The sequence below is a fragment of the Cronobacter sp. 153480017-3 genome, from assembly GCF_053627815.1.
In genome coordinates, this window is the sequence record NZ_JBSEYN010000005.1 from 240,776 (window position 1) to 261,484 (window position 20,709).

General features: G+C 55.9%; 13 protein-coding genes and 1 CRISPR repeat array. Of the genes, 7 read left to right on the top strand and 6 right to left on the bottom strand.

The features are described 5' to 3' along the window. Window positions 1-8 precede the first annotated feature (8 nt). The 3 genes from aceF to traT all read left to right on the top strand — a co-directional run bounded on the left by aceF (window position 9) and on the right by traT (window position 4,592). A complete protein-coding gene (gene aceF, locus ACUW6V_RS13550; RefSeq protein WP_104676802.1) occupies window positions 9-1,913 on the top strand; it encodes a pyruvate dehydrogenase complex dihydrolipoyllysine-residue acetyltransferase in 1,905 nt (634 codons plus the stop codon). Between the two features lie 206 nt (window positions 1,914-2,119). Further along, the gene (lpdA, locus tag ACUW6V_RS13555; protein ID WP_004388373.1) at window positions 2,120-3,544 is read left to right on the top strand and encodes a dihydrolipoyl dehydrogenase; all 1,425 of its coding nucleotides are present in this window, start codon (window positions 2,120-2,122) and stop codon (window positions 3,542-3,544) included. 316 nt (window positions 3,545-3,860) lie between these two features. Then, on the top strand, window positions 3,861-4,592 hold the full coding sequence (gene traT / locus ACUW6V_RS13560; protein WP_012125743.1) for a conjugal transfer complement resistance protein TraT: 732 nt from the start codon (window positions 3,861-3,863) through the stop codon (window positions 4,590-4,592). A 55-nt stretch (window positions 4,593-4,647) separates the two neighbouring features. On the opposite strand, the gene ACUW6V_RS13565 is transcribed toward traT, so the two are convergent. Together ACUW6V_RS13565 and ACUW6V_RS13570 are read right to left on the bottom strand one after the other, a co-directional pair. Then, entirely contained in the window at window positions 4,648-5,472 is an 825-nt protein-coding gene (locus ACUW6V_RS13565) for a DUF2950 family protein (protein WP_454038477.1), read from the bottom strand. Then, complete coding sequence (locus ACUW6V_RS13570) at window positions 5,456-6,940, bottom strand: DUF3300 domain-containing protein (protein ID WP_454038478.1); 1,485 nt, start codon at window positions 6,938-6,940, stop codon at window positions 5,456-5,458. Before ACUW6V_RS13570 ends, ACUW6V_RS13565 begins: the two co-directional genes overlap by 17 nt. A gap of 906 nt (window positions 6,941-7,846) precedes the next feature. Here ACUW6V_RS13570 and acnB point away from each other — a divergent pair. After that, window positions 7,847-10,444 (top strand): bifunctional aconitate hydratase 2/2-methylisocitrate dehydratase, encoded by a 2,598-nt coding sequence (gene acnB / locus ACUW6V_RS13575; protein WP_094300945.1) that lies wholly within the window; start codon window positions 7,847-7,849, stop codon window positions 10,442-10,444. Between the two features lie 85 nt (window positions 10,445-10,529). Here the strand turns inward: acnB and ACUW6V_RS13580 are convergent, their stop codons facing one another. After that, window positions 10,530-10,910, bottom strand: coding sequence for a hypothetical protein (locus ACUW6V_RS13580; RefSeq protein WP_004387876.1), 381 nt, complete (start codon window positions 10,908-10,910; stop codon window positions 10,530-10,532). 183 nt (window positions 10,911-11,093) lie between these two features. Here ACUW6V_RS13580 and yacL point away from each other — a divergent pair, with 183 nt between their 5' ends. Beyond that, a complete protein-coding gene (gene yacL / locus ACUW6V_RS13585) occupies window positions 11,094-11,459 on the top strand; it encodes a protein YacL (protein WP_007707680.1) in 366 nt (121 codons plus the stop codon). Between the two features lie 28 nt (window positions 11,460-11,487). Here yacL and speD read toward each other — a convergent pair whose 3' ends face one another. The 3 genes from speD to ACUW6V_RS13600 all read right to left on the bottom strand — a co-directional run bounded on the left by speD (window position 11,488) and on the right by ACUW6V_RS13600 (window position 13,619). Continuing rightward, window positions 11,488-12,282: an adenosylmethionine decarboxylase gene (gene speD, locus ACUW6V_RS13590; protein ID WP_004387874.1), complete on the bottom strand. Its 795-nt coding sequence runs from the start codon at window positions 12,280-12,282 to the stop codon at window positions 11,488-11,490. A 14-nt stretch (window positions 12,283-12,296) separates the two neighbouring features. Beyond that, entirely contained in the window at window positions 12,297-13,148 is an 852-nt protein-coding gene (speE, locus tag ACUW6V_RS13595; protein WP_007864424.1) for a polyamine aminopropyltransferase, read from the bottom strand. Between the two features lie 123 nt (window positions 13,149-13,271). Then, window positions 13,272-13,619, bottom strand: a complete 348-nt coding sequence (locus ACUW6V_RS13600) for a YacC family pilotin-like protein (protein WP_015386992.1) — start codon at window positions 13,617-13,619, stop codon at window positions 13,272-13,274. A gap of 378 nt (window positions 13,620-13,997) precedes the next feature. After that, window positions 13,998-15,828: a CRISPR direct-repeat array (repeat unit 28 nt; unit sequence GTTCACTGCCGTACAGGCAGCTTAGAAA). 476 nt (window positions 15,829-16,304) lie between these two features. Between ACUW6V_RS13600 and cas1f the strand changes: the two genes are divergently transcribed. Continuing rightward, window positions 16,305-17,288, top strand: a complete 984-nt coding sequence (cas1f, locus tag ACUW6V_RS13605) for a type I-F CRISPR-associated endonuclease Cas1f (protein ID WP_454038479.1) — start codon at window positions 16,305-16,307, stop codon at window positions 17,286-17,288. Continuing rightward, on the top strand, window positions 17,285-20,548 hold the full coding sequence (gene cas3f, locus ACUW6V_RS13610; RefSeq protein ID WP_454038480.1) for a type I-F CRISPR-associated helicase Cas3f: 3,264 nt from the start codon (window positions 17,285-17,287) through the stop codon (window positions 20,546-20,548). The genes cas1f and cas3f overlap by 4 nt, the downstream gene beginning before the upstream one ends. Window positions 20,549-20,709 lie beyond the last annotated feature (161 nt).

Here is a 20,709-nt window from a genome sequence, read left to right on the forward strand (position 1 = left end):
AAGAAATAATGGCTATCGAAATCAATGTACCGGACATCGGGGCGGACGAAGTTGAAGTCACCGAGATCCTGGTCAAAGTGGGCGACAAGGTTGAAGCTGAACAGTCGCTTATCACCGTAGAAGGCGACAAAGCCTCTATGGAAGTCCCGTCTCCGCAGGCGGGCGTGGTCAAAGAGATCAAAGTGTCCGTGGGCGACAAAGTCGAAACCGGCAAACTGATCATGATTTTCGATTCCGCCGAAGGTGCAGCAGCCGCTGCACCTGCCAAGGCAGAAGAGAAGAAAGAAGCGGCACCGGCGCAGGCTGCTGCACCGGCTGCAGCGGCAGCAAAAGACGTTAACGTACCGGATATCGGCGGCGACGAAGTCGAAGTCACCGAGATCCTGGTGAAAGTCGGCGACAAAGTTGAAGCCGAGCAGTCTCTTATCACCGTAGAAGGCGACAAAGCTTCTATGGAAGTGCCGGCACCGTTCGCGGGCACCGTGAAAGAGATCAAAATCAACACCGGCGACAAAGTTTCCACCGGCTCCCTGATTATGGTCTTCGAAGTGGCGGGCGCTGCGCCTGCGGCTGAAGCCAAACCGCAGGTTACCGAGCAGGCGGCATCTGCTCCGGCGGCAGCCGCTGGCGCGAAAGACGTCAACGTGCCGGATATCGGCGGCGATGAAGTCGAAGTGACCGAAGTGCTGGTGAAAGTGGGCGACAAAGTCACCGCTGAGCAGTCTCTTATCACCGTAGAAGGCGACAAAGCCTCTATGGAAGTCCCGGCACCGTTCGCAGGTACCGTGAAAGAGCTGAAAGTGAACGTGGGCGATAAAGTCTCCACCGGGTCGCTTATCATGGTCTTCGAAGTAGAAGGCGCAGCGCCTGCGGCGGCTCCGGCTGCGAAACAGGAAGCGGCGGCTCCGGCTCCGGCGGCGAAAGCTGACAAACCGGCTGCGGCTCCGGCGAAAGCCGAAGGCAAATCTGAATTTGCTGAAAACGACGCTTACGTCCACGCGACGCCGCTGATTCGCCGCCTGGCGCGCGAATTCGGCGTGAACCTCGCGAAAGTGAAAGGCACCGGTCGTAAAGGCCGCATCCTGCGCGAAGACGTTCAGGCTTACGTGAAAGACGCCGTTAAACGTGCAGAATCCGCACCTGCCGCTGGCGCGACCGGTGGTTCTCTGCCGGGTCTGCTGCCGTGGCCGAAAGTGGACTTCAGCAAGTTTGGTGAAGTGGAAGAAGTGGAACTGGGCCGCATCCAGAAAATCTCTGGCGCGAACCTGAGCCGTAACTGGGTGATGATCCCGCACGTTACGCACTTCGACAAAACCGATATCACCGATCTGGAAGCGTTCCGTAAGCAGCAGAACGCCGAAGCTGAGAAGCGTAAGCTGGATGTGAAGATCACCCCGGTTGTCTTCATCATGAAAGCCGTTGCCGCTGCCCTTGAGCAGATGCCGCGCTTTAACAGCTCGCTGTCTGAAGACGGTCAGCGTCTGACGCTGAAAAAATACATCAACATCGGCGTGGCGGTAGATACCCCGAACGGCCTGGTTGTACCGGTGTTCAAAGATGTGAACAAGAAAGGCATCATCGAGCTTTCTCGCGAGCTGATGACCATCTCCAAAAAAGCGCGCGATGGCAAGCTGACCGCTGGCGAAATGCAGGGCGGTTGCTTCACCATCTCCAGCATCGGCGGCCTGGGCACCACCCACTTCGCGCCGATCGTAAACGCGCCGGAAGTGGCTATCCTCGGCGTCTCCAAGTCTGCGATGGAGCCGGTGTGGAATGGTAAAGAGTTCGTGCCGCGCCTGATGCTGCCGATCTCCCTGTCCTTCGACCACCGCGTGATCGACGGTGCTGATGGTGCGCGTTTCATCACCATCATCAACAACACCCTGTCGGACATTCGCCGCCTGGTGATGTAAGCGAAAAGCCGGCCTGACGGCCGGCTTTTTTCTGGTAATTCCGCCTGACTGTGCGAAATTATCAGGTGCCAAAAGGATTCGTCTGCCGTTTGTTGTTTCAAAATTGTTAACAGTTTTGTAAAATGCGAGCGGATAGAACGTCCCGGTGGATGATGGGCGTTAAAACTTAAGCGTCAGACCCGCCGGAAAATTACAAAGAGGTCATGATGAGTACTGAAATCAAAACTCAGGTCGTGGTACTTGGGGCAGGCCCGGCAGGTTATTCTGCAGCCTTCCGTTGCGCTGACTTAGGTCTGGAAACCGTAATCGTCGAGCGTTACAGCACCCTGGGCGGTGTTTGCCTGAACGTAGGCTGTATCCCTTCTAAAGCGCTGCTGCACGTAGCGAAAGTTATCGAAGAAGCCAAGGCGCTTGCCGAGCACGGCATCGTTTTCGGCGAGCCGAAAACCGACATCGATAAAATCCGCACCTGGAAAGAAAAAGTCATCAATCAGCTGACCGGCGGTCTGTCTGGTATGGCCAAAGGCCGTAAAGTGAAAGTGGTGAACGGCCTGGGTAAATTCACTGGCGCGAACACCCTGGAAGTGGAAGGCGAGAACGGCAAAACCGTGATTAACTTCGACAACGCGATCATCGCGGCGGGTTCCCGTCCGATTCAGCTGCCGTTTATTCCGCATGAAGATCCGCGCGTATGGGATTCCACCGACGCACTGGAACTGAAAGAAGTGCCGAAACGCATGCTGGTTATGGGCGGCGGTATCATCGGTCTGGAGATGGGCACCGTTTACCACGCGCTGGGTTCAGAGATCGACGTGGTTGAAATGTTCGACCAGGTTATCCCGGCTGCCGACAAAGACGTGGTGAAAGTCTTCACCAAGCGCATCAGCAAGAAATTCAACCTGATGCTGGAAACCAAAGTGACTGCCGTTGAAGCGAAAGAAGACGGTATTTACGTTTCCATGGAAGGCAAAAAAGCACCGGCGGAAGCGCAGCGTTACGACGCGGTGCTAGTGGCTATCGGCCGTGTGCCGAACGGCAAAAACCTGGATGCAGGCAAAGCGGGCGTGGAAGTGGACGACCGTGGCTTTATCCGCGTTGACAAACAAATGCGCACCAACGTGCCACACATCTATGCGATCGGCGATATCGTCGGTCAGCCGATGCTGGCGCACAAAGGCGTTCACGAAGGTCACGTTGCCGCTGAAGTTATCGCGGGCATGAAACACTACTTCGACCCGAAAGTGATCCCGTCTATCGCTTACACCGAGCCGGAAGTGGCATGGGTGGGTCTGACCGAGAAAGAAGCGAAAGAGAAAGGCATCAGCTACGAAACTGCCACCTTCCCGTGGGCAGCGTCTGGCCGTGCTATCGCTTCCGATTGCGCAGACGGTATGACCAAACTGATTTTCGACAAAGAAACCCACCGTGTCATTGGCGGCGCGATTGTCGGCACCAACGGCGGCGAGCTGCTGGGTGAAATCGGTCTGGCTATCGAAATGGGTTGTGACGCGGAAGATATCGCGCTCACCATCCACGCGCACCCGACCCTGCACGAGTCCGTCGGTCTGGCGGCAGAAGTGTTCGAAGGCAGCATTACCGACCTGCCGAACCCGAAAGCGAAGAAAAAGTAAGTTTTCTCGCAAAATAAACGCCTCTTCGGAGGCGTTTTTTATGGCTGTTATTCAGCAGTGCGTCTTCCCTTATTCTTTAACTACCTAATCTGGTAGGACATTTTCGCTAATCTTCTTCCTTGTATCGCCGATAACAACGTAATAAAGGCGTTTTTGCCGCCGACGGCACGCTCTGGATGCTCAGGACTGTGTGGACAAGGAACGTATTCATCCCCGCTTTGCTTTGCTCATCTCAACACGGTGACGGTGTCTTGCTGTCAACGGCGTGTCTCTTTTTTTTTTCACTCTGGTGACTTTCAATAAAAAAGGAAAAGGTATGTCTGTAAAAAAACTGGCTGTCGTTGGCCTGGTATTAGCCGCGTTTACCCTCACTGGCTGCGGGGCAATGACCACCGCTATCAAGAAACGCAATCTTGAGGTGAAAACTCAGATGAGCCAGACCATCTGGCTTGAGCCGTCTTCTGAGAAAACCGTGTATATCCAGGTGAAAAACACGTCAGACAAAGACATGAGCAACCTGCAAACCCTGCTGGCGAACGATCTCTCCGCCAAAGGGTACAAAGTCACCAGCTCGCCTGACTCTGCCTACTACTGGATCCAGGCGAACGTCCTGAAAGCCGACAAAATGGATCTACGCGAAGCGCAGGGCTACCTGAAAACCGGTTATGAAGGCGCCGTCGCGGGCGCAGCGCTGGGTGCGGGCATCACCGCGTACAACAGCAACTCTTCCGGTGCGGCGTTAGGCGTTGGCCTGGCGGCGGGGCTTATCGGCATGGCGGCTGACGCGATGGTCGAAGATGTGAACTATACAATGGTCACCGACCTGCAAATTTCCGAGCGCAGCAAAGCGACGGTGACAACGGATAATATTGCCGCGCTGCGTCAGGGCACCTCCGGCGTGAAGCTGCAAACCAGCACCGAGCAGGGTAACCGTGCGAAATACCAGACGCGTGTGGTGTCCAGCGCCAACAAAGTTAACCTGAAATTTGAAGAAGCTAAGCCTGCGCTGGAAGCGCAGCTGGCGAAATCTGTCGCCAGCATTCTGTAAGCGGCATAACGATGGGCCGTCAGTACTCGGCCCATCGGTTTTTTGCGTAAAACCCTTACGGAGCGACGGGGGCCCACGTGTTATCGAGATGAGCCGGGTCGATAGTGCTGGCGCGCTGCGCGGTATCCGTTCCCAGATTTGCCTGAAGCACCCGATCGTCCTGCTTTACAATAAAACTCATCACGCCCGTTTCACCGTAACTGACAGGCCAGGCTAACATCGCAAAGCCGTTGTCGTGAGTGGGCAAAAGACGGAAATGGTAACCGTGATAGCCCATATCCTGCCTTTGCTGGCTGAACGCCGGGCCGAGCGGGCTCGGTGCCTCGCCGGGTTTCACCGGCCAGTAGAGGCCATCTTTCTTCCCCTCGCTGCTGATGATTTTCTCTGCGTAACGCTGATTCAGGACGTAATAGCTCTGCTGTGCATCGACGCCGGCATGGAGTGCGGCAATCGCGGCGAGTTCGTTGCGCCCGATCGTGCGGGTGAGGATTTCCTCCGCCGCGCCCTGCATGTCGAACTGCCAGCCTTGCGCGTGTTTGACGAGAGGAATGGGCAATTGCCAGTCCTGCGCGCCCACTTGCAGATGCGCCGTATCGCCCTGCAGGACGATATGATGATTTACTTTCCAGTCGCGCAGAAAACGGCTGACTTCCTCAGGATCGGCACCTTCGGGCGGCAAAATCTCGCGCCACGCATCGCCAAGAAGATGATTTAAGGCCGCCTCGTCGTGTGTCGAAATCGCCTGCGTCAGGGCGTCGGCGGCCTGCTCCGGCGTGCTGAATTGCGCCTGCGCAAAGGCGTATGATGCGGACAACCCGAACGCCAGCGCGGCGAGAAATGTCGATTTCACCTTTTTCTCCTTCTTAGTGATGGCGTTCATGCTGACGATGCTCAATGTGCCGCTCTCTTACCGGCGTGTCCGGGCGGTGGGCTGCCGCCAGATGCCGGCTTTCGATACCGCGCTGCTGTTGCACCTGCCAGCGGGCGGAACGGCTGTCGTTACCGCTGAACGCGCTGGCGTGCAGATCGCGATAAGGCGCATGTTGTGTCGCGTCATGGAAAGGGCGTTCCGACGCGTTATGCGCGTGACTGGCCAGCCGTGCGCTTTCGGGTTTGATATCGTAACCGCGATAGTTGCTGCGCTGCGCGCGCTCCTGCAACGAATGGCGGGCGGCCTGGTGCGGGGTGTTCACCGTGGCACTGTGTCCCGTGGCCTGCTGAAAGCGCGCGGCAGCCGCCTGGCGCTGTGAGGCCCGGTTGTCGGCAATAGGGTCTGTTGCGCTGGCAGGGCGGTGAAGCGGTGTGACGACACGGGTATGGGGATTGTCCATACCGTTGCGATACGCCGGATTGGGGTGCCAGGGCATCGTGTTCCCGCGCCGGTTTTCACCGGTGATTCGGTTGTAGTTATTCACGTTAATATTGATGTTATCGCCATTGTGCCAGTAGCCGCCGTCGTGGCGATCGTGATGGTGGTAGTCATCGTCATGATGATGGTGGTGGTCATCATCATCATCCCAGTCAATGGCGCTGAAAAGCGCATACGTTGTGGCGACACCGAGACTGTATCCCAGCCCTCTGACAAAACTGTTGCCGAACTGCTCGCCGGGCGTTGGCGGCAAATAAACAGGCGGGTACGCCGGGTTCTGCCAGGAGCCGTAAACCGTCGCCGGGTTATAAGTGGGCACATAAACCACGTTGGGCGTCGCCGGTTCAATTTCGATAACGGTTGAACTGCGCGGCGCGGTGGCAGGTTTTTCCGGTGAGACTGGCGGCGCGGTTCTGGTAATGGTCGTTACCTTTTGCTGTGGCGAAGAGGTGAGCGCGCCAGTCTGTTGAGCCAGCGCGCGCAGGCGCTGTACCGACGCCATGACGTCATCAGGCTGTGCCAGAAAGGCATCGCCCAGGTTTTGTATCCACGACGGGTTCTGCCCCAGCAGTGACATTAATTGCGGGAACGCCACCAGGGATTTGACGCTGGCGTCCCACGGTTGCCCGGCGACTGCCTGAATGGCGGCGTCGCCCTGTAGGGTGGGATGGTCCTGTGACCACTGCGCGGCCTGCACCATATTCATCGGGTAAGTAGAGGCCATCAGGATCTGCGACAACAGCGCATCAGGGTAGAGCGCGATGGGCGCGACCCACTGGTCAATTTGCGCGGCGGAATATGTCGGTGTGGTTGCGGGCGCAGGCGTGGGTTGAGGCGGCACCGGCGCGGTGGGTGGTGCCGCGACAGGCGCTTCGGCGGCGGAAGGCACCTGACTTTTCACAAACAGGACGCCTGAGGCGCCGAACAGCCCGGCGCTGCACAGCAACGCGAGCAGGTGTGGCTTTAAAGGCAACTTCATAGATGACTCCGGGGCTCATGGCGCCATACGGGCGCTGACGTTGCCGCGAGTATTATCTACCCGAGTTTTCCTTTTTTAACCTTAACAGGGAAAGGGACGCGTGAGTCCGGAATAAGAGTGTGAGTATTTATTACGCAATTATAACTGATAACGAAGCGCAGGGTAGGGAGTCGTAAAAGACCGCCCTTGCGGGCGGTCAGCAGCTTAATTGCCCAGATTCAACACCAGCAGCACCGTGATGTCGGAAATATTCCAGCCACCGTGTGATGCCGCCAGCAGTGAACCCAGCGCAACGATGAGCGCAAAAAGCCAACGCATCTCCATTGCGAGTAGTCCCGAAGGCGCTACGTTGATCCTCTCTTCACCGGGAAAGGCAGAACCAGGCAAGTGTGTTATACCTGCCACGTAGGTTGTTGGAACTGCTTCCGGGCCCGGTGACTGGCTGCTACACCAGCGAAGCAGGCCAGGCGCTACTGTAGCGAGCCGGAGAAAAGGCTCAAAGGGCTTTTCGGCGTTTGCAGCGACTTACATGTAAATTCTGAAAGCGGTACGCAAAACGTACATCCGGGCTTGCGGGCCTGTCTTTCTGATGTCACTATTTGCCCTGTGTTATACCTGCCATATAATCTGTGCAACGGTGTCTGCTACCACTCGCGCACAACAGAGAAACCGCCACCCGGCGGTTTTTTTGTGCCCGAAAACACACTTCTGAAACGTGTTCTGCGTAGCTTAACGATTCAGCAAAGATTTAATGTTGCTTTTTTGTAAACAGATTAACACCCCACCAAATTCCTGCTATTCTGCCCGTCGCGGATCCGGGCATTTACCCTACAAACTGCTGTCTCACAGGAGCGTGAAGAGAGAAGCCTGGCTCCCACTATGACAATGAGAGCGAGGAGAACCGTCGTGCTAGAAGAATACCGTAAGCACGTAGCTGAGCGTGCCGCCGAGGGGATTGTAGCCAAACCCTTAGATGCAACCCAAATGGCCGCACTCGTCGAGCTGCTGAAGAACCCGCCCGCGGGTGAAGAAGAGTTTCTGTTAGACCTGCTGACCAACCGTGTACCCCCAGGCGTTGACGAAGCAGCCTATGTAAAAGCAGGTTTCCTTGCCGCTGTCGCCAAAGGCGAAGCCACCTCCCCGCTGGTCACCCCTGAAAAAGCCGTTGAACTGTTAGGCACCATGCAGGGCGGTTATAACATTCATCCGCTGATTGAAGCGCTGGATAACGACAAACTGGCACCGATCGCCGCCAAAGCGCTGTCCCACACGCTGCTGATGTTCGATAACTTCTACGATGTCGAAGAGAAAGCGAAAGCGGGCAACGCTTACGCGAAGCAGATCATGCAGTCCTGGGCGGACGCCGAATGGTTCCTGTCGCGCCCGGCGCTGGCAGAAAAAATCACCGTCACCGTGTTTAAAGTGACTGGTGAAACCAACACCGACGATCTCTCACCTGCGCCGGATGCCTGGTCGCGCCCGGATATTCCGCTGCACGCCCTGGCGATGCTGAAAAACGCCCGCGAAGGCATTGAGCCGGATCAGCCGGGCAGCGTTGGCCCGATCAAACAGATTGAAGCGCTCCAGCAGAAAGGTTTCCCGCTGGCCTATGTTGGCGACGTCGTGGGCACCGGCTCATCGCGTAAATCCGCGACTAACTCCGTGCTGTGGTTTATGGGCGACGACATCCCGTACGTGCCGAATAAACGCGGCGGCGGCGTGGTGCTTGGCGGTAAAATCGCGCCGATTTTCTTCAACACGATGGAAGATGCGGGCGCGCTGCCGATCGAAGTGGATGTGTCAAACCTGAACATGGGCGATGTGATTGACATCTACCCTTACAGCGGCGAAGTGCGCAACCACGAAACCGGTGAGCTGCTGGCGAATTTTGAACTGAAAACCGACGTGCTGATCGACGAAGTACGCGCGGGTGGTCGTATTCCGCTGATCATCGGCCGCGGCCTGACTACCAAAGCGCGTGAAGCGCTGGGCCTGCCGCACAGCGACGTGTTCCGTCACGCGAAAGATGTGGCTGAAAGCAATCGCGGCTACTCGCTGGCGCAGAAAATGGTCGGTCGCGCCTGCGGCGTCGCGGGTGTCCGTCCGGGCGCCTATTGCGAGCCGAAAATGACCTCCGTGGGTTCTCAGGACACCACCGGCCCGATGACCCGTGATGAACTGAAAGATCTGGCGTGCCTCGGCTTCTCCGCCGATCTCGTGATGCAGTCCTTCTGCCACACGGCGGCATATCCGAAGCCGGTTGACGTCACCACGCACCACACCCTGCCAGACTTCATCATGAACCGCGGCGGCGTGTCGCTGCGCCCTGGCGACGGCGTGATCCACTCCTGGCTGAACCGTATGCTGCTGCCGGATACCGTCGGTACCGGCGGCGACTCCCACACCCGTTTCCCGATCGGGATTTCGTTCCCGGCGGGCTCTGGCCTGGTGGCGTTTGCTGCCGCGACTGGCGTCATGCCGCTCGATATGCCGGAATCGGTGCTGGTGCGCTTCAAAGGCCAGATGCAGCCGGGCATTACGCTTCGCGATCTGGTGCATGCGATCCCGTATTACGCCATTCAGCAGGGCCTGCTGACCGTTGAGAAGAAAGGGAAGAAAAACATCTTCTCGGGCCGCATCCTGGAAATCGAAGGCTTGCCGGATCTGAAAGTGGAGCAGGCGTTTGAGCTGACTGACGCCTCTGCCGAGCGTTCTGCGGCGGGCTGCACCATCAAGCTCAACAAAGAGCCGATCATTGAGTATCTCAACTCCAACATTGTGCTGCTGAAGTGGATGATTGCGGAAGGCTACGGCGATCGCCGTACGCTGGAGCGTCGTATTCAGGGCATGGAGAAGTGGCTTGCCGATCCGCAACTGCTGGAAGCGGATGCTGACGCGGAATACGCGGCGGTGATCGAAATCGATCTCAACGAGATCAAAGAGCCGATTCTCTGCGCGCCGAACGACCCGGACGATGCGCGTCTGCTCTCTGACGTGACCGGCGATAAAATTGACGAAGTGTTTATCGGTTCGTGCATGACCAACATCGGTCACTTCCGTGCGGCCGGTAAGCTGCTGGATACCCATAAAGGCCAGCTGCCGACCCGTCTGTGGGTGGCACCGCCGACCCGTATGGACGCCGCGCAGCTCACCGAAGAGGGCTACTACAGCGTCTTTGGTAAGAGCGGCGCGCGTATCGAGATCCCAGGCTGCTCGCTGTGCATGGGGAACCAGGCGCGCGTGGCGGACGGCGCGACGGTGGTGTCCACCTCGACCCGTAACTTCCCGAACCGTCTCGGTACCGGCGCGAATGTCTATCTGGCGTCTGCCGAACTCGCCGCCGTCGCGGCGCTGATTGGCCGTCTGCCGACGCCGGAAGAGTATCAGCAGTTCATGTCCCAGGTGGATAAAACCGCCGTGGACACCTACCGTTACCTGAACTTCGACCAGCTTGATCAGTATACTGAGAAAGCGGACGGCGTGATTTTCCAGACCGCGGTATAACGCACCTCTGCCCGGCGTTATTCGCGTCGGGACAGACAGTAAAAAGGGAAGCCACTGGCTTCCCTTTTTTATTGCGGTTAACGGCTCACGACTCCGCTTTGCCGTCGTAGCGCGGCAGGCTCACCACCGGATAAGTAAACTCGCCTTCCACCTGACAGCGCTCCGGTTTCTGCTTACCGGCGTCAAACAGCACATAGCGCTCTTTGTCGGGGAAATAGATCAGATCGTCGCCGTTACGAAACGAAATCATTTCATAAGGCACGCCGTTGTCGGTTTTGCTCTTTTCAATGCCGGAGGCTATCTGGAAGTGATCTTTCCACTTCATCGTGGAGAGGTGATATTTAAAAAACGAGACCAGCACATTGCCGCGATTAACGCATTCAAGGCGAACCGCTTCACCGGCATACGCGTGGGAGAGCGGCAGCGCGACGAGCAGCAGCGCGCGGCGCAGAAGAGTAAAGTTCACAGGCAACCTCAATACAACAGCACTTAAGATAAACCAAGAGTAACACAGCTCATGCAACGGCTTGTCTACAAGGGTGTTGTCAGTTTCGTCGGCGGCTGCGCTTTTCTTTCCGTTTCATGCTGCGATAATAACAAGAGATAAACAAAGCAGCGGCCAGGCGACGCCCGGCCAGAGGAAAACACCATGGATTATGAATTCTTGCGCGACATCACCGGCGTGGTGAAAGTCCGCCTCTCAATGGGCCACGAAGCGCTCGGGCACTGGTTCAACGAAGAGGTGAAAGGCAATCTGGCGCTGCTGGATGAAGTCGAAGCGGCGGCGCGCGACGTCAAGGGCAGCGAGCGGCAGTGGCAGAAAACCGGCCATGAATACACGCTGTGGCTGGATGGCGAAGAAGTCATGGTGCGCGCCAATCAGCTGGAATTCTCCGGCGACGAAATGGAAGAAGGAATGAGCTACTACGATGAAGAGAGCCTGTCGCTCTGTGGCGTTGAGGATTTCCTTCAGGTGGTGCAGGCGTACCGCGATTTTCTGGCGCAATACGGATAACGGCGGCGCATCCGTGCGCCGCGCAGGATCATACGGACGGGATATTGCGTCCGTAATAGATTTCACGCATCTCTTTCCAGAGCTGGTCGGTAATGACCTTGCGCTCTTCTTCGGTTAACTCTTCCGGCCGGGTGTGGAACATGTAGTGCTTAAGGTCGAACTCTTTAAGCAACATTTTGGTATGGAAGATATTTTCCTGATAAACGTTCACATCCATCATGTCATACAACGATTTAATGTCGTCTGACATAAAGTTCTGTATCGAGTTAATCTCATGATCGATAAAGTGTTTCATACCGTTGACGTCGCGGGTGAAGCCGCGCACGCGGTAGTCGATAGTCACGATATCGGACTCAAGCTGATGGATTAAATAATTCAGCGCCTTCAGAGGCGAAATCACGCCGCAGGTTGACACTTCAATATCGGCGCGGAAAGTGCACAGGCCGCCTTCCGGATGGCTTTCCGGGTAGGTGTGGACGCAGATATGGCTCTTGTCGAGGTGCGCGACCACGGTTTCCGGCAGCGGGCCGGGGTGCTCGGTTTTGTCGATAAGCTGCGGGTCGACCGGCTCTTCGCTCACCAGAATCGTGACGCTGGCGCCCTGTGGCTCATAGTCCTGGCGTGCGATATTCAGAATATTGGCGCCGATAATCGAGCAGGTTTCCGTCAGGATTTCCGTAAGACGGTTGGCGTTATAGAGTTCATCGATATACGCGATATAGCCATCGCGTTCTTCCGCCGTTTTGGCGTAGCAAATATCGTAAATACAAAAACTCAGGCTTTTGGTCAGGTTGTTAAAGCCATGCAGTTTCAGCTTTTTCAATTTTTATCACCTCCTTAGGATGCCTGCGACGCCAGGGCATCTTGCAAATATTGCGGCAGAGCGAATGCTGCCGTATGAATGGCCGGATTGTAATAACGGCACTTCAGCCCCGCGGTGTGAAAGCGCGCCTGTAAGGTTTCCAGCGGGAGTTTGCGCAGGGCGTCGTTATCGGTGGCCCAGGCAAACGTCATAATGCCGCCGTAATAGGTGGGGATCGCCGCCTGATAAAAGCTCACGTCGCCAAAGTAGTGGCTGAGCTTTTTATGGCTGTCGATGGCTTCATCCTGCTGGAGAAAGCAGACGCCGTTCTGCGCGACGAAAATCCCGCCCGGATTCAGGCAGCGCTTGCACCCTTCATAAAACGCCGACGTGAACAGGCTCTCTCCCGGCCCGATGGGATCGGTGCAGTCGGAGATAATCACATCAAATTTCTGGGTGGTCTGGTTGACGAAATTCACGCCGTCGTCGATCACCAGCGTAAAGCGCGGATCGTCATAGCTACCGGCATTGTGGTTAGGCAGATGCTCGCGGCAAAACGCCACCACGCCGGCGTCGATTTCCACCATCGTGATGGATTCCACGCTCTGATGACGCGTCACTTCACGCAGCATCGCGCCATCGCCGCCGCCGATGATCAGCACGCGCTTCGCGTGGCCGTGGGCCAGCAGCGGCACATGTGTCATCATTTCGTGATAGATAAACTCGTCGCGTTCGGTGGTTTGCACCACGCCGTCCAGCGCCATCACCCGGCCAAAGGCGGAGTTTTCGAAAATAATCAGATCCTGATGATCGGTTTTTTCGCGATAGAGCACTTTGTCGACGGCAAAGTATTGACCAAACTGATCGTGCAGCGTTTCGTGCCACATAGGATTCTCGGTCACGGGCTGATTCCTCCTTCGTTAACACCCTATAAAAACGGGCGCAACATCATAGCTAACTATGACCGTGGATGCACGGTCACCATTTCACCAAAGGAGCGGGGGAGGGGATTACTTCACGTAGGCAAGCAGGCTTAGCGAATCACGCGCCAGGGCTTTGCACTTTTTAGCGGTAGGAATAGCGATGCCGCTCAGATCGCGGTAACTGTCCTCGCCGAGCGCCTTCATATTAAAGCTGTCGTAATTGCTTAAATCCCACTGATTCTGTTGGGCGAAAAAGACCAGCGCGCGACGGATCTGCCCGTTCGGCAGGTTCTGGTAGCCACAATCATTTTTCAGAAAAACAAAAACCGCCGTAAGGTCGGCCATGTCTTCCGCTTCTGATTCACTGAGCGCAAAACTGTTAGTGGAAAAGGCCAACAGACAGCCCAGAAACATTAGCCTGACTACTTTTCTCATCACGTCTACCACTCGCCAATCAATACCCAACGATAGCACATTTCGTTCAGGCGCGACGAGGAGATTTCTTGCCTTTAACGCGCGGATAACTGCCTGTTTCAGGCGATGTTGTACGAACATCATCGACCAGAAAGCAGCAGAAAAATCCCTCTATACGATACGGCAATCGCGCACGTTAACGCACCGAAGAGCAAACCACTGAACGAATGAAACGATAAAAGTGATGGGCGTTGCGCCAGGACGTCTAAACCCTTTTTTATGCTCCGCTTGTAAGGTGTTGATTTTTAATGCGTGCAGCTGTGGTGATAAAAAAGGGTTTCAGGCGTTAAAAAGCAAAAATTTGTTTTCAATTCAGGCATTCCGGTAATATTCGCTCTTGTTCACTGCCGTACAGGCAGCTTAGAAATTTCGCACCACCTGGCCGACGAGGGGTTAAACGTTCACTGCCGTACAGGCAGCTTAGAAAACGCCACCAGACCAAAGACAGAAAAAAATAAACGTTCACTGCCGTACAGGCAGCTTAGAAATGCAATGGTAAAGCCGGGCTCAACGCCATCAGGTTCACTGCCGTACAGGCAGCTTAGAAAGGAAATTGAAAACGAACGCGAGCCAGGAGCTTGTTCACTGCCGTACAGGCAGCTTAGAAATGGACGCGCACATGACTTCGCTCGGCGGTGACGTTCACTGCCGTACAGGCAGCTTAGAAACCGAAAAACGACACCTTTGACGATGTTACAGCGTTCACTGCCGTACAGGCAGCTTAGAAACCGTCGCGGCGTGCGCCCTTTTGGCCCTGTCAGTTCACTGCCGTACAGGCAGCTTAGAAAACGGATTACTACCGGTTCCTACGCGCACTACGGTTCACTGCCGTACAGGCAGCTTAGAAATGGCACGCGCGCATAAAAAAGCCCCGGCGGAAGTTCACTGCCGTACAGGCAGCTTAGAAAGGCCAGCGGCGCGCCGATTTAGTCCAGATGCGGTTCACTGCCGTACAGGCAGCTTAGAAACATGACATCCAGCCGCAACGCCAGCGGCAACGGTTCACTGCCGTACAGGCAGCTTAGAAAGTCAATGGCGGACAATTTGGCATTTACGAAGAGTTCACTGCCGTACAGGCAGCTTAGAAATGTACGCGACAGCACGTACATATCGACGTAGCGTTCACTGCCGTACAGGCAGCTTAGAAAGCAATTCGATGCTCAAGCCCTTGCCCCTGGCAGTTCACTGCCGTACAGGCAGCTTAGAAAGTTGAGATAGTACCGGTATACAAAAACTTTGCGTTCACTGCCGTACAGGCAGCTTAGAAAGATCATGGTGAATGAAAAAGGCGAACCATTAAGTTCACTGCCGTACAGGCAGCTTAGAAAAGTGAGAGCGTAATCCGGTCCATCTATGACGGGTTCACTGCCGTACAGGCAGCTTAGAAACCGACGCCGTGCCGGGTGCGCGGTTGCCGCGCGTTCACTGCCGTACAGGCAGCTTAGAAAACGAAGCAGCAGATTGCCGACGATATCCGAAAGTTCACTGCCGTACAGGCAGCTTAGAAATGCGTATCGAGTTGTAGATCGAGGCGGGTGACGTTCACTGCCGTACAGGCAGCTTAGAAAGGTCACTCGCGATAATTCACTGCGCCTGCTCAGTTCACTGCCGTACAGGCAGCTTAGAAATTTATCAGAATCATTACCATCGTCGCGAGACTGTTCACTGCCGTACAGGCAGCTTAGAAATGTTGAGGCTTGCCATTCTTGCCAGTGCGGGCGTTCACTGCCGTACAGGCAGCTTAGAAAGTATCTGGTTTGGTGTCATCGGTGTTCTCCTGTGTTCACTGCCGTACAGGCAGTTTAGAAATGGATGATGCAGTGTTAACTAAGCAAGTCGAAAGTTCACTGCCGTACAGGCAGCTTAGAAAGTGGAATGAGGGGTGAAGCGTGAGCGAATTTAGTTCACTGCCGTACAGGCAGCTTAGAAAGGTAACGTATCCGGCCTATCAGGCCGCCGATTGTTCACTGCCGTACAGGCAGCTTAGAAATTTCAATCTTCCGGTGCGGTTGCGACTTGCCAGTTCACTGCCGTACAGGCAGCTTAGAAAGCACTCCAGCCCGCAACTTTAGACGCACCCACGTTCACTGCCGTACAGGCAGCTTAGAAATCAGGCTCGAACACCTCGCACAGCTCCTCGTGGTTCACTGCCGTACAGGCAGCTTAGAAAACTCCCAGCTACCCGCCGGGGTTGGATACGCCGTCCACTGCACACCCGCAGTAAAAAATTTTAAGCCCGAAGTAATGCTTTTATTATCGTTATATAAATAACGCCGCAATATCATGGGGAAATTATCTATAAAATTTATGGTTTCTGCTGTAAGAGCTTTGCTGGAAAATTCGCGCCAGATATTAATGCAGTGCTAATTAGCCGATATAACGGCGATAACACGTAAGAACCACATTAACTACAGACATTTGCAGGCTTATTGCCTGTCACAGGGTGTCGTTAGAGTAATCAATAATTATGTTTGATTGCAGATAATAGCGAAGGCCCTATAAAAATTGACATTTAGTGTCATTTATTAATAAAGCGCGGGAAATGAAAGGGATGTCACGGCATATTTAAAGGCTTAATAATAGACTCATCTCTTATTTATATTTCAAAGAAATATAAATACAGGAATCATCTAACGGAATGATGTAATGGATCGGAATGCCGTAACGCCCTCTGATTTAAAAACGATTCTCCATTCAAAACGCGCCAATATTTATTATTTGCAATACTGCCGGGTACTGGTTAATGGCGGCCGGGTGGAATATGTCACCGATGAAGGGAAAGAATCGCTTTACTGGAATATCCCTATCGCCAATACCACAGTGGTCATGCTCGGCACCGGGACGTCAGTCACGCAGGCTGCCATGCGGGAATTTGCCCGTGCGGGCGTAATGGTGGGGTTCTGTGGCGGAGGCGGCTCACCGCTTTATGCCGGCAATGAGAGAGACATTGAGGTGTCCTGGCTCTCGCCGCAGAGCGAATACCGGCCTACCGAATATCTGCAGAACTGGGTCGCGTTCTGGTTTGATGAAGAAAAGCGTCTGGCAGCGGCAAAACGATTTCAGTATGCCCGCCTGCAGCAAATTGAGCGCCACTGGCTGGGCAGCCGCATGCGTCGTGAGGCGTTCTTTCCGATGGCGGAAGAGCCTCTGCTGGCGCTGCTTGCAAAAGCACGGGCGCAAATGGAGCAGGCCGGTACGCATAACGCGTTGATGCTTCAGGAAGCGCAACTGACGAAGGCGCTTTATAAGCTGGTCAGCCAGACGGTGAAATATGGTGATTTCACGCGCGCCAAACGTGGCGGCGGAACGGATGCGGCTAACCGTTTTCTCGATCACGGTAACTACCTTGCCTACGGGCTCGCCGCCGTTGCCGCCTGGGTAACCGGGTTGCCGCACGGGCTTGCGGTCATGCATGGCAAAACCCGGCGCGGTGGCCTGGTCTTTGATATCGCTGACCTGATTAAAGATGCGCTGGTCATGCCGCAGGCGTTTATCGCGGCGATGGCGGGGGATGACGAACAGTCGTTTCGCCAGCGCTGCATCACCGGTTTTCAACAGGCGGATGCGCTGGATCTGATGATCACGACCTTACAGGAAACCGCCTGTGAACTGGGTGGTAACGCGCCATGAACGTCCTTTTGATTTCACAGTGCACGAAACGGGCGCGGGAAGAGAGCTGCCGTATTCTGGATCAGTTTGCCGAACGTAAAGGCGATGGCACCTGGCAAACGGTCATTACACTTGAAGGGTTAAATACCCTGCGGCGTTTGCTGCGTAAAACCGCCCGGCGCAATACCGCCGTGGCATGCCACTGGCTTAAAAAAGGTGGTGATACTGAACTGCTGTGGGTGGTGGGGAATCTGCGCCGGTTCAGTGTGCAGGGCAGCGTTCCCACTAACCGTACCACGCTGGATGTGGTTCGTCGCGGGCAGGAACACAGCTGGCACTGCGCCGAAGCGATGGCGCTTTTAGCCGCGATTGCCGGGCTGTTTCACGATTTCGGCAAGGCGAACAGGCTCTTTCAGCACACGCTTTGCGGGAACGCCGCACTCACCTTCCAGCCCTACCGCCACGAATGGGTTTCCGTGCGTCTGTTCCAGGCGTTTGTCGGTGAGCAGACCGATCGCGAATGGCTGGCGGCACTCGGCGAAATTGTACCCGCTGATGAAGCGCGCTGGCTGGAAAGGCTGAAAGCCGATGCGCCGGGCGATTCCGGCAGCCCGTTTACCCGCCTGCCGCCGCTGGCGCGGGTGGTCGCCTGGCTGATTCTCTCTCACCACCGTTTACCGCAGTGCCTGCTCAAACATCATCAACCGGAAATAGAACAGGCGGACGGCTGGCTTGAACGACAGCTTAACGCCGACTGGAACTCGCTCAACGCGCAGAGCCGGGAGTGGACGCCGCAGCAGTTTAAAGCCGTCTGGCAGTTTCCGCACGGTACGCCGGTTCAAAGCGCACAGTGGCGCGATAAGGCAAAACAGATAGCCAGGCGGGCGCTTAACGCGGCGTCACTTTTTGATTTCGGCGATATGTCGCAGCTTTTCACACTGCATATGGCGAGGCTTGCGCTGATGCTGGCCGACCACCATTACTCCGCAAGCGCGCCGTATGTCCGGTGGCAGGATGCGGATTACGCCGCCTGGGCCAACAGTGACAGAGCCTCCGGCGCGCTTAAGCAAAAACTGGATGAACACAACGTGGGCGTGGCGCATAACGCGCTGCTGCTGGGAAGATCGATGCCCTGGGTACGCCGCTCGCTGCCTGCCATCAGCCGTCATAAAGGCTTCAGAGAGCGCGCTAAAGAGGGCCGCTTCAGCTGGCAGAATCGGGCCTGGGATGTCGCCGAAGGGCTTCGTGAGCGCAGCCGCTCGCAGGGGTTCTTCGGCATTAATATGGCGTCCACCGGCTGCGGTAAAACCTTCGCGAACGCGCGCATCATGTATGCGCTCTCTGAAGAGCAGGAAGGGTGCCGGTTTACGGTCGCACTGGGCTTACGAACACTGACGCTGCAAACCGGCGAGGCGTTGCGGGAAAGGCTTCATCTTCAGGATGATGATCTGGCAGTCATGATTGGCTCACAGGCCGTGCGGCAGTTACATCAGCAGTTGCTGGCCGGGCAAGATGCCGATAAAGACAGCGCCTCGCAGGAGGCCTTTTTCGATGCTCACCAGTATGTGCATTTTGAAGGGGCGATGGAGAGTGGCCCGCTGCGTCACTGGCTTTCGGGAGATGAACGACTCAATAAACTGCTCAGCGCGCCGGTGCTGGTCGCGACCATCGATCACCTTATGCCCGCCACCGAAGGCGTGCGGGGCGGCAGGCAAATCCCGGCCATGCTGCGCCTGCTCACCAGTGACCTGGTGCTGGATGAGCCGGATGATTTTGATATTGCAGACTTGCCTGCGGTTTGCCGGTTGGTTAACTGGGCCGGGATGCTCGGCTCACGCGTGCTGCTCTCTTCCGCCACGCTGCCGCCTTCGCTGGTTCAGGCGCTTTACGCCGCGTACTACAACGGCAGAAAACACTATCAGCAGGCGTGCGGTGAACCCGGTTTGCCCGTCAACATCTGTTGCGCCTGGTTTGATGAATACGGTGCGATGGCGCAAGAAATTGCCGACCCGCAAGCGTTCCACACCACACACGCGCAGTTTGTGGCGAAGCGCGCCGGGAAGTTAGCGGAAAAACCAGTGCTTTGCCAGGCCCGTATTGCCGCGCTGGAGGCAGAATCGTCACAGGCTGCCGCGGTGGTTAACGCCGTGGCGCGCACGCTGCAACGAGAAATGCTGGCGCTGCATCAGCAGCATCATGTTCAGCACCCTTCGGGCAAACAGGCATCGCTCGGGCTGGTGCGTTTCGCCAATATTGATCCGCTGGTTGCCGTGGCGCAGGCGCTGGCGGCGCTACCCTCGCCGGAAGGCGTCTGCATTCACTACTGCGTTTATCACAGCCAGCATCCGCTGGCGGTGCGTTCTTACATTGAAAATCATCTGGACCGCGCGTTTGACCGCAGTGGCCAGAAGCCGCTGTGGCGGCTGCCGGAAATTGACCTTGCCATGCAGTCTCATCCGGCGCAGCAGCATCTGTTTGTGGTGCTGGCGACATCCGTGTGTGAAGTCGGTCGGGACTGGGACGCCGACTGGGGCATTATTGAGCCGAGCTCCATGCGTTCGCTGATCCAGTTTGCCGGGCGCATTCAGCGTCACCGCCAGCAAACGCCCGGTGCAGAAAACCTGGTCATCCTTGAGACCAACATCCGCGCGTTACGCAAAATGCAGCCCATTTTTCAGAAACCGGGGTTTGAAACCACTGACTTCCGGCTCAGCAGCCACCGGCTAAGTGAGCTGTTGGCCGAACCGCAATACCGCACAATCAACGCCATCCCGCGCATTCTTGCACCAGTGCCTTTTCAGCCCGGCAATCGTAATTTTTCATCGCTGGTTGAGCTTGAACATGTGCGCCTGTACGAGACGCTGCTGGGCAAGCCTCAGAGCGGGAATTTCCCGGCGTCGTACTGGTGGCGCAAAAACCTCTCCTGGAATGGCGAATGTCAGGAGCGCACGCGGTTTCGGGATTCCGGCCCTGAAGCCACCTTTTATTTGCGTATGGAGGAGGACGATGACGAGCCGGTGTTTGTGCACCGTGCGGAAAATGGCGTGGACTGGAAGCTTTCTTCTTTCACAGAACACCCGATGGTATTTGCCGACGGCGTTACGCCCTGGCTGCGTACCGACTATCAGGACATCTTACGACAGCTGGCGGAACGGATGGCAATGGAGCTGACAGCCATCTGCGAGCGCTTCAGCGAAATCCGTTTGCCGGTGAGCAGTGACGACGCCATCAGCGAACGGCGGTATCACCCGTTTTTAGGGGTGTTTCGCGCCCTCCAATGAGGGCGCGAGCTGCCTGTGCGGCAGTGGACTGTCAATCTCTATGCTGTCGATATGTTTCTAAGCTACCTGTGCGGTAGTCAAAACAGTCTATAGGTGAGGAGAGATAACATCAACAACGTGTCGAGCACTATTCTGATTATTTCAATACTATCTATATGGGA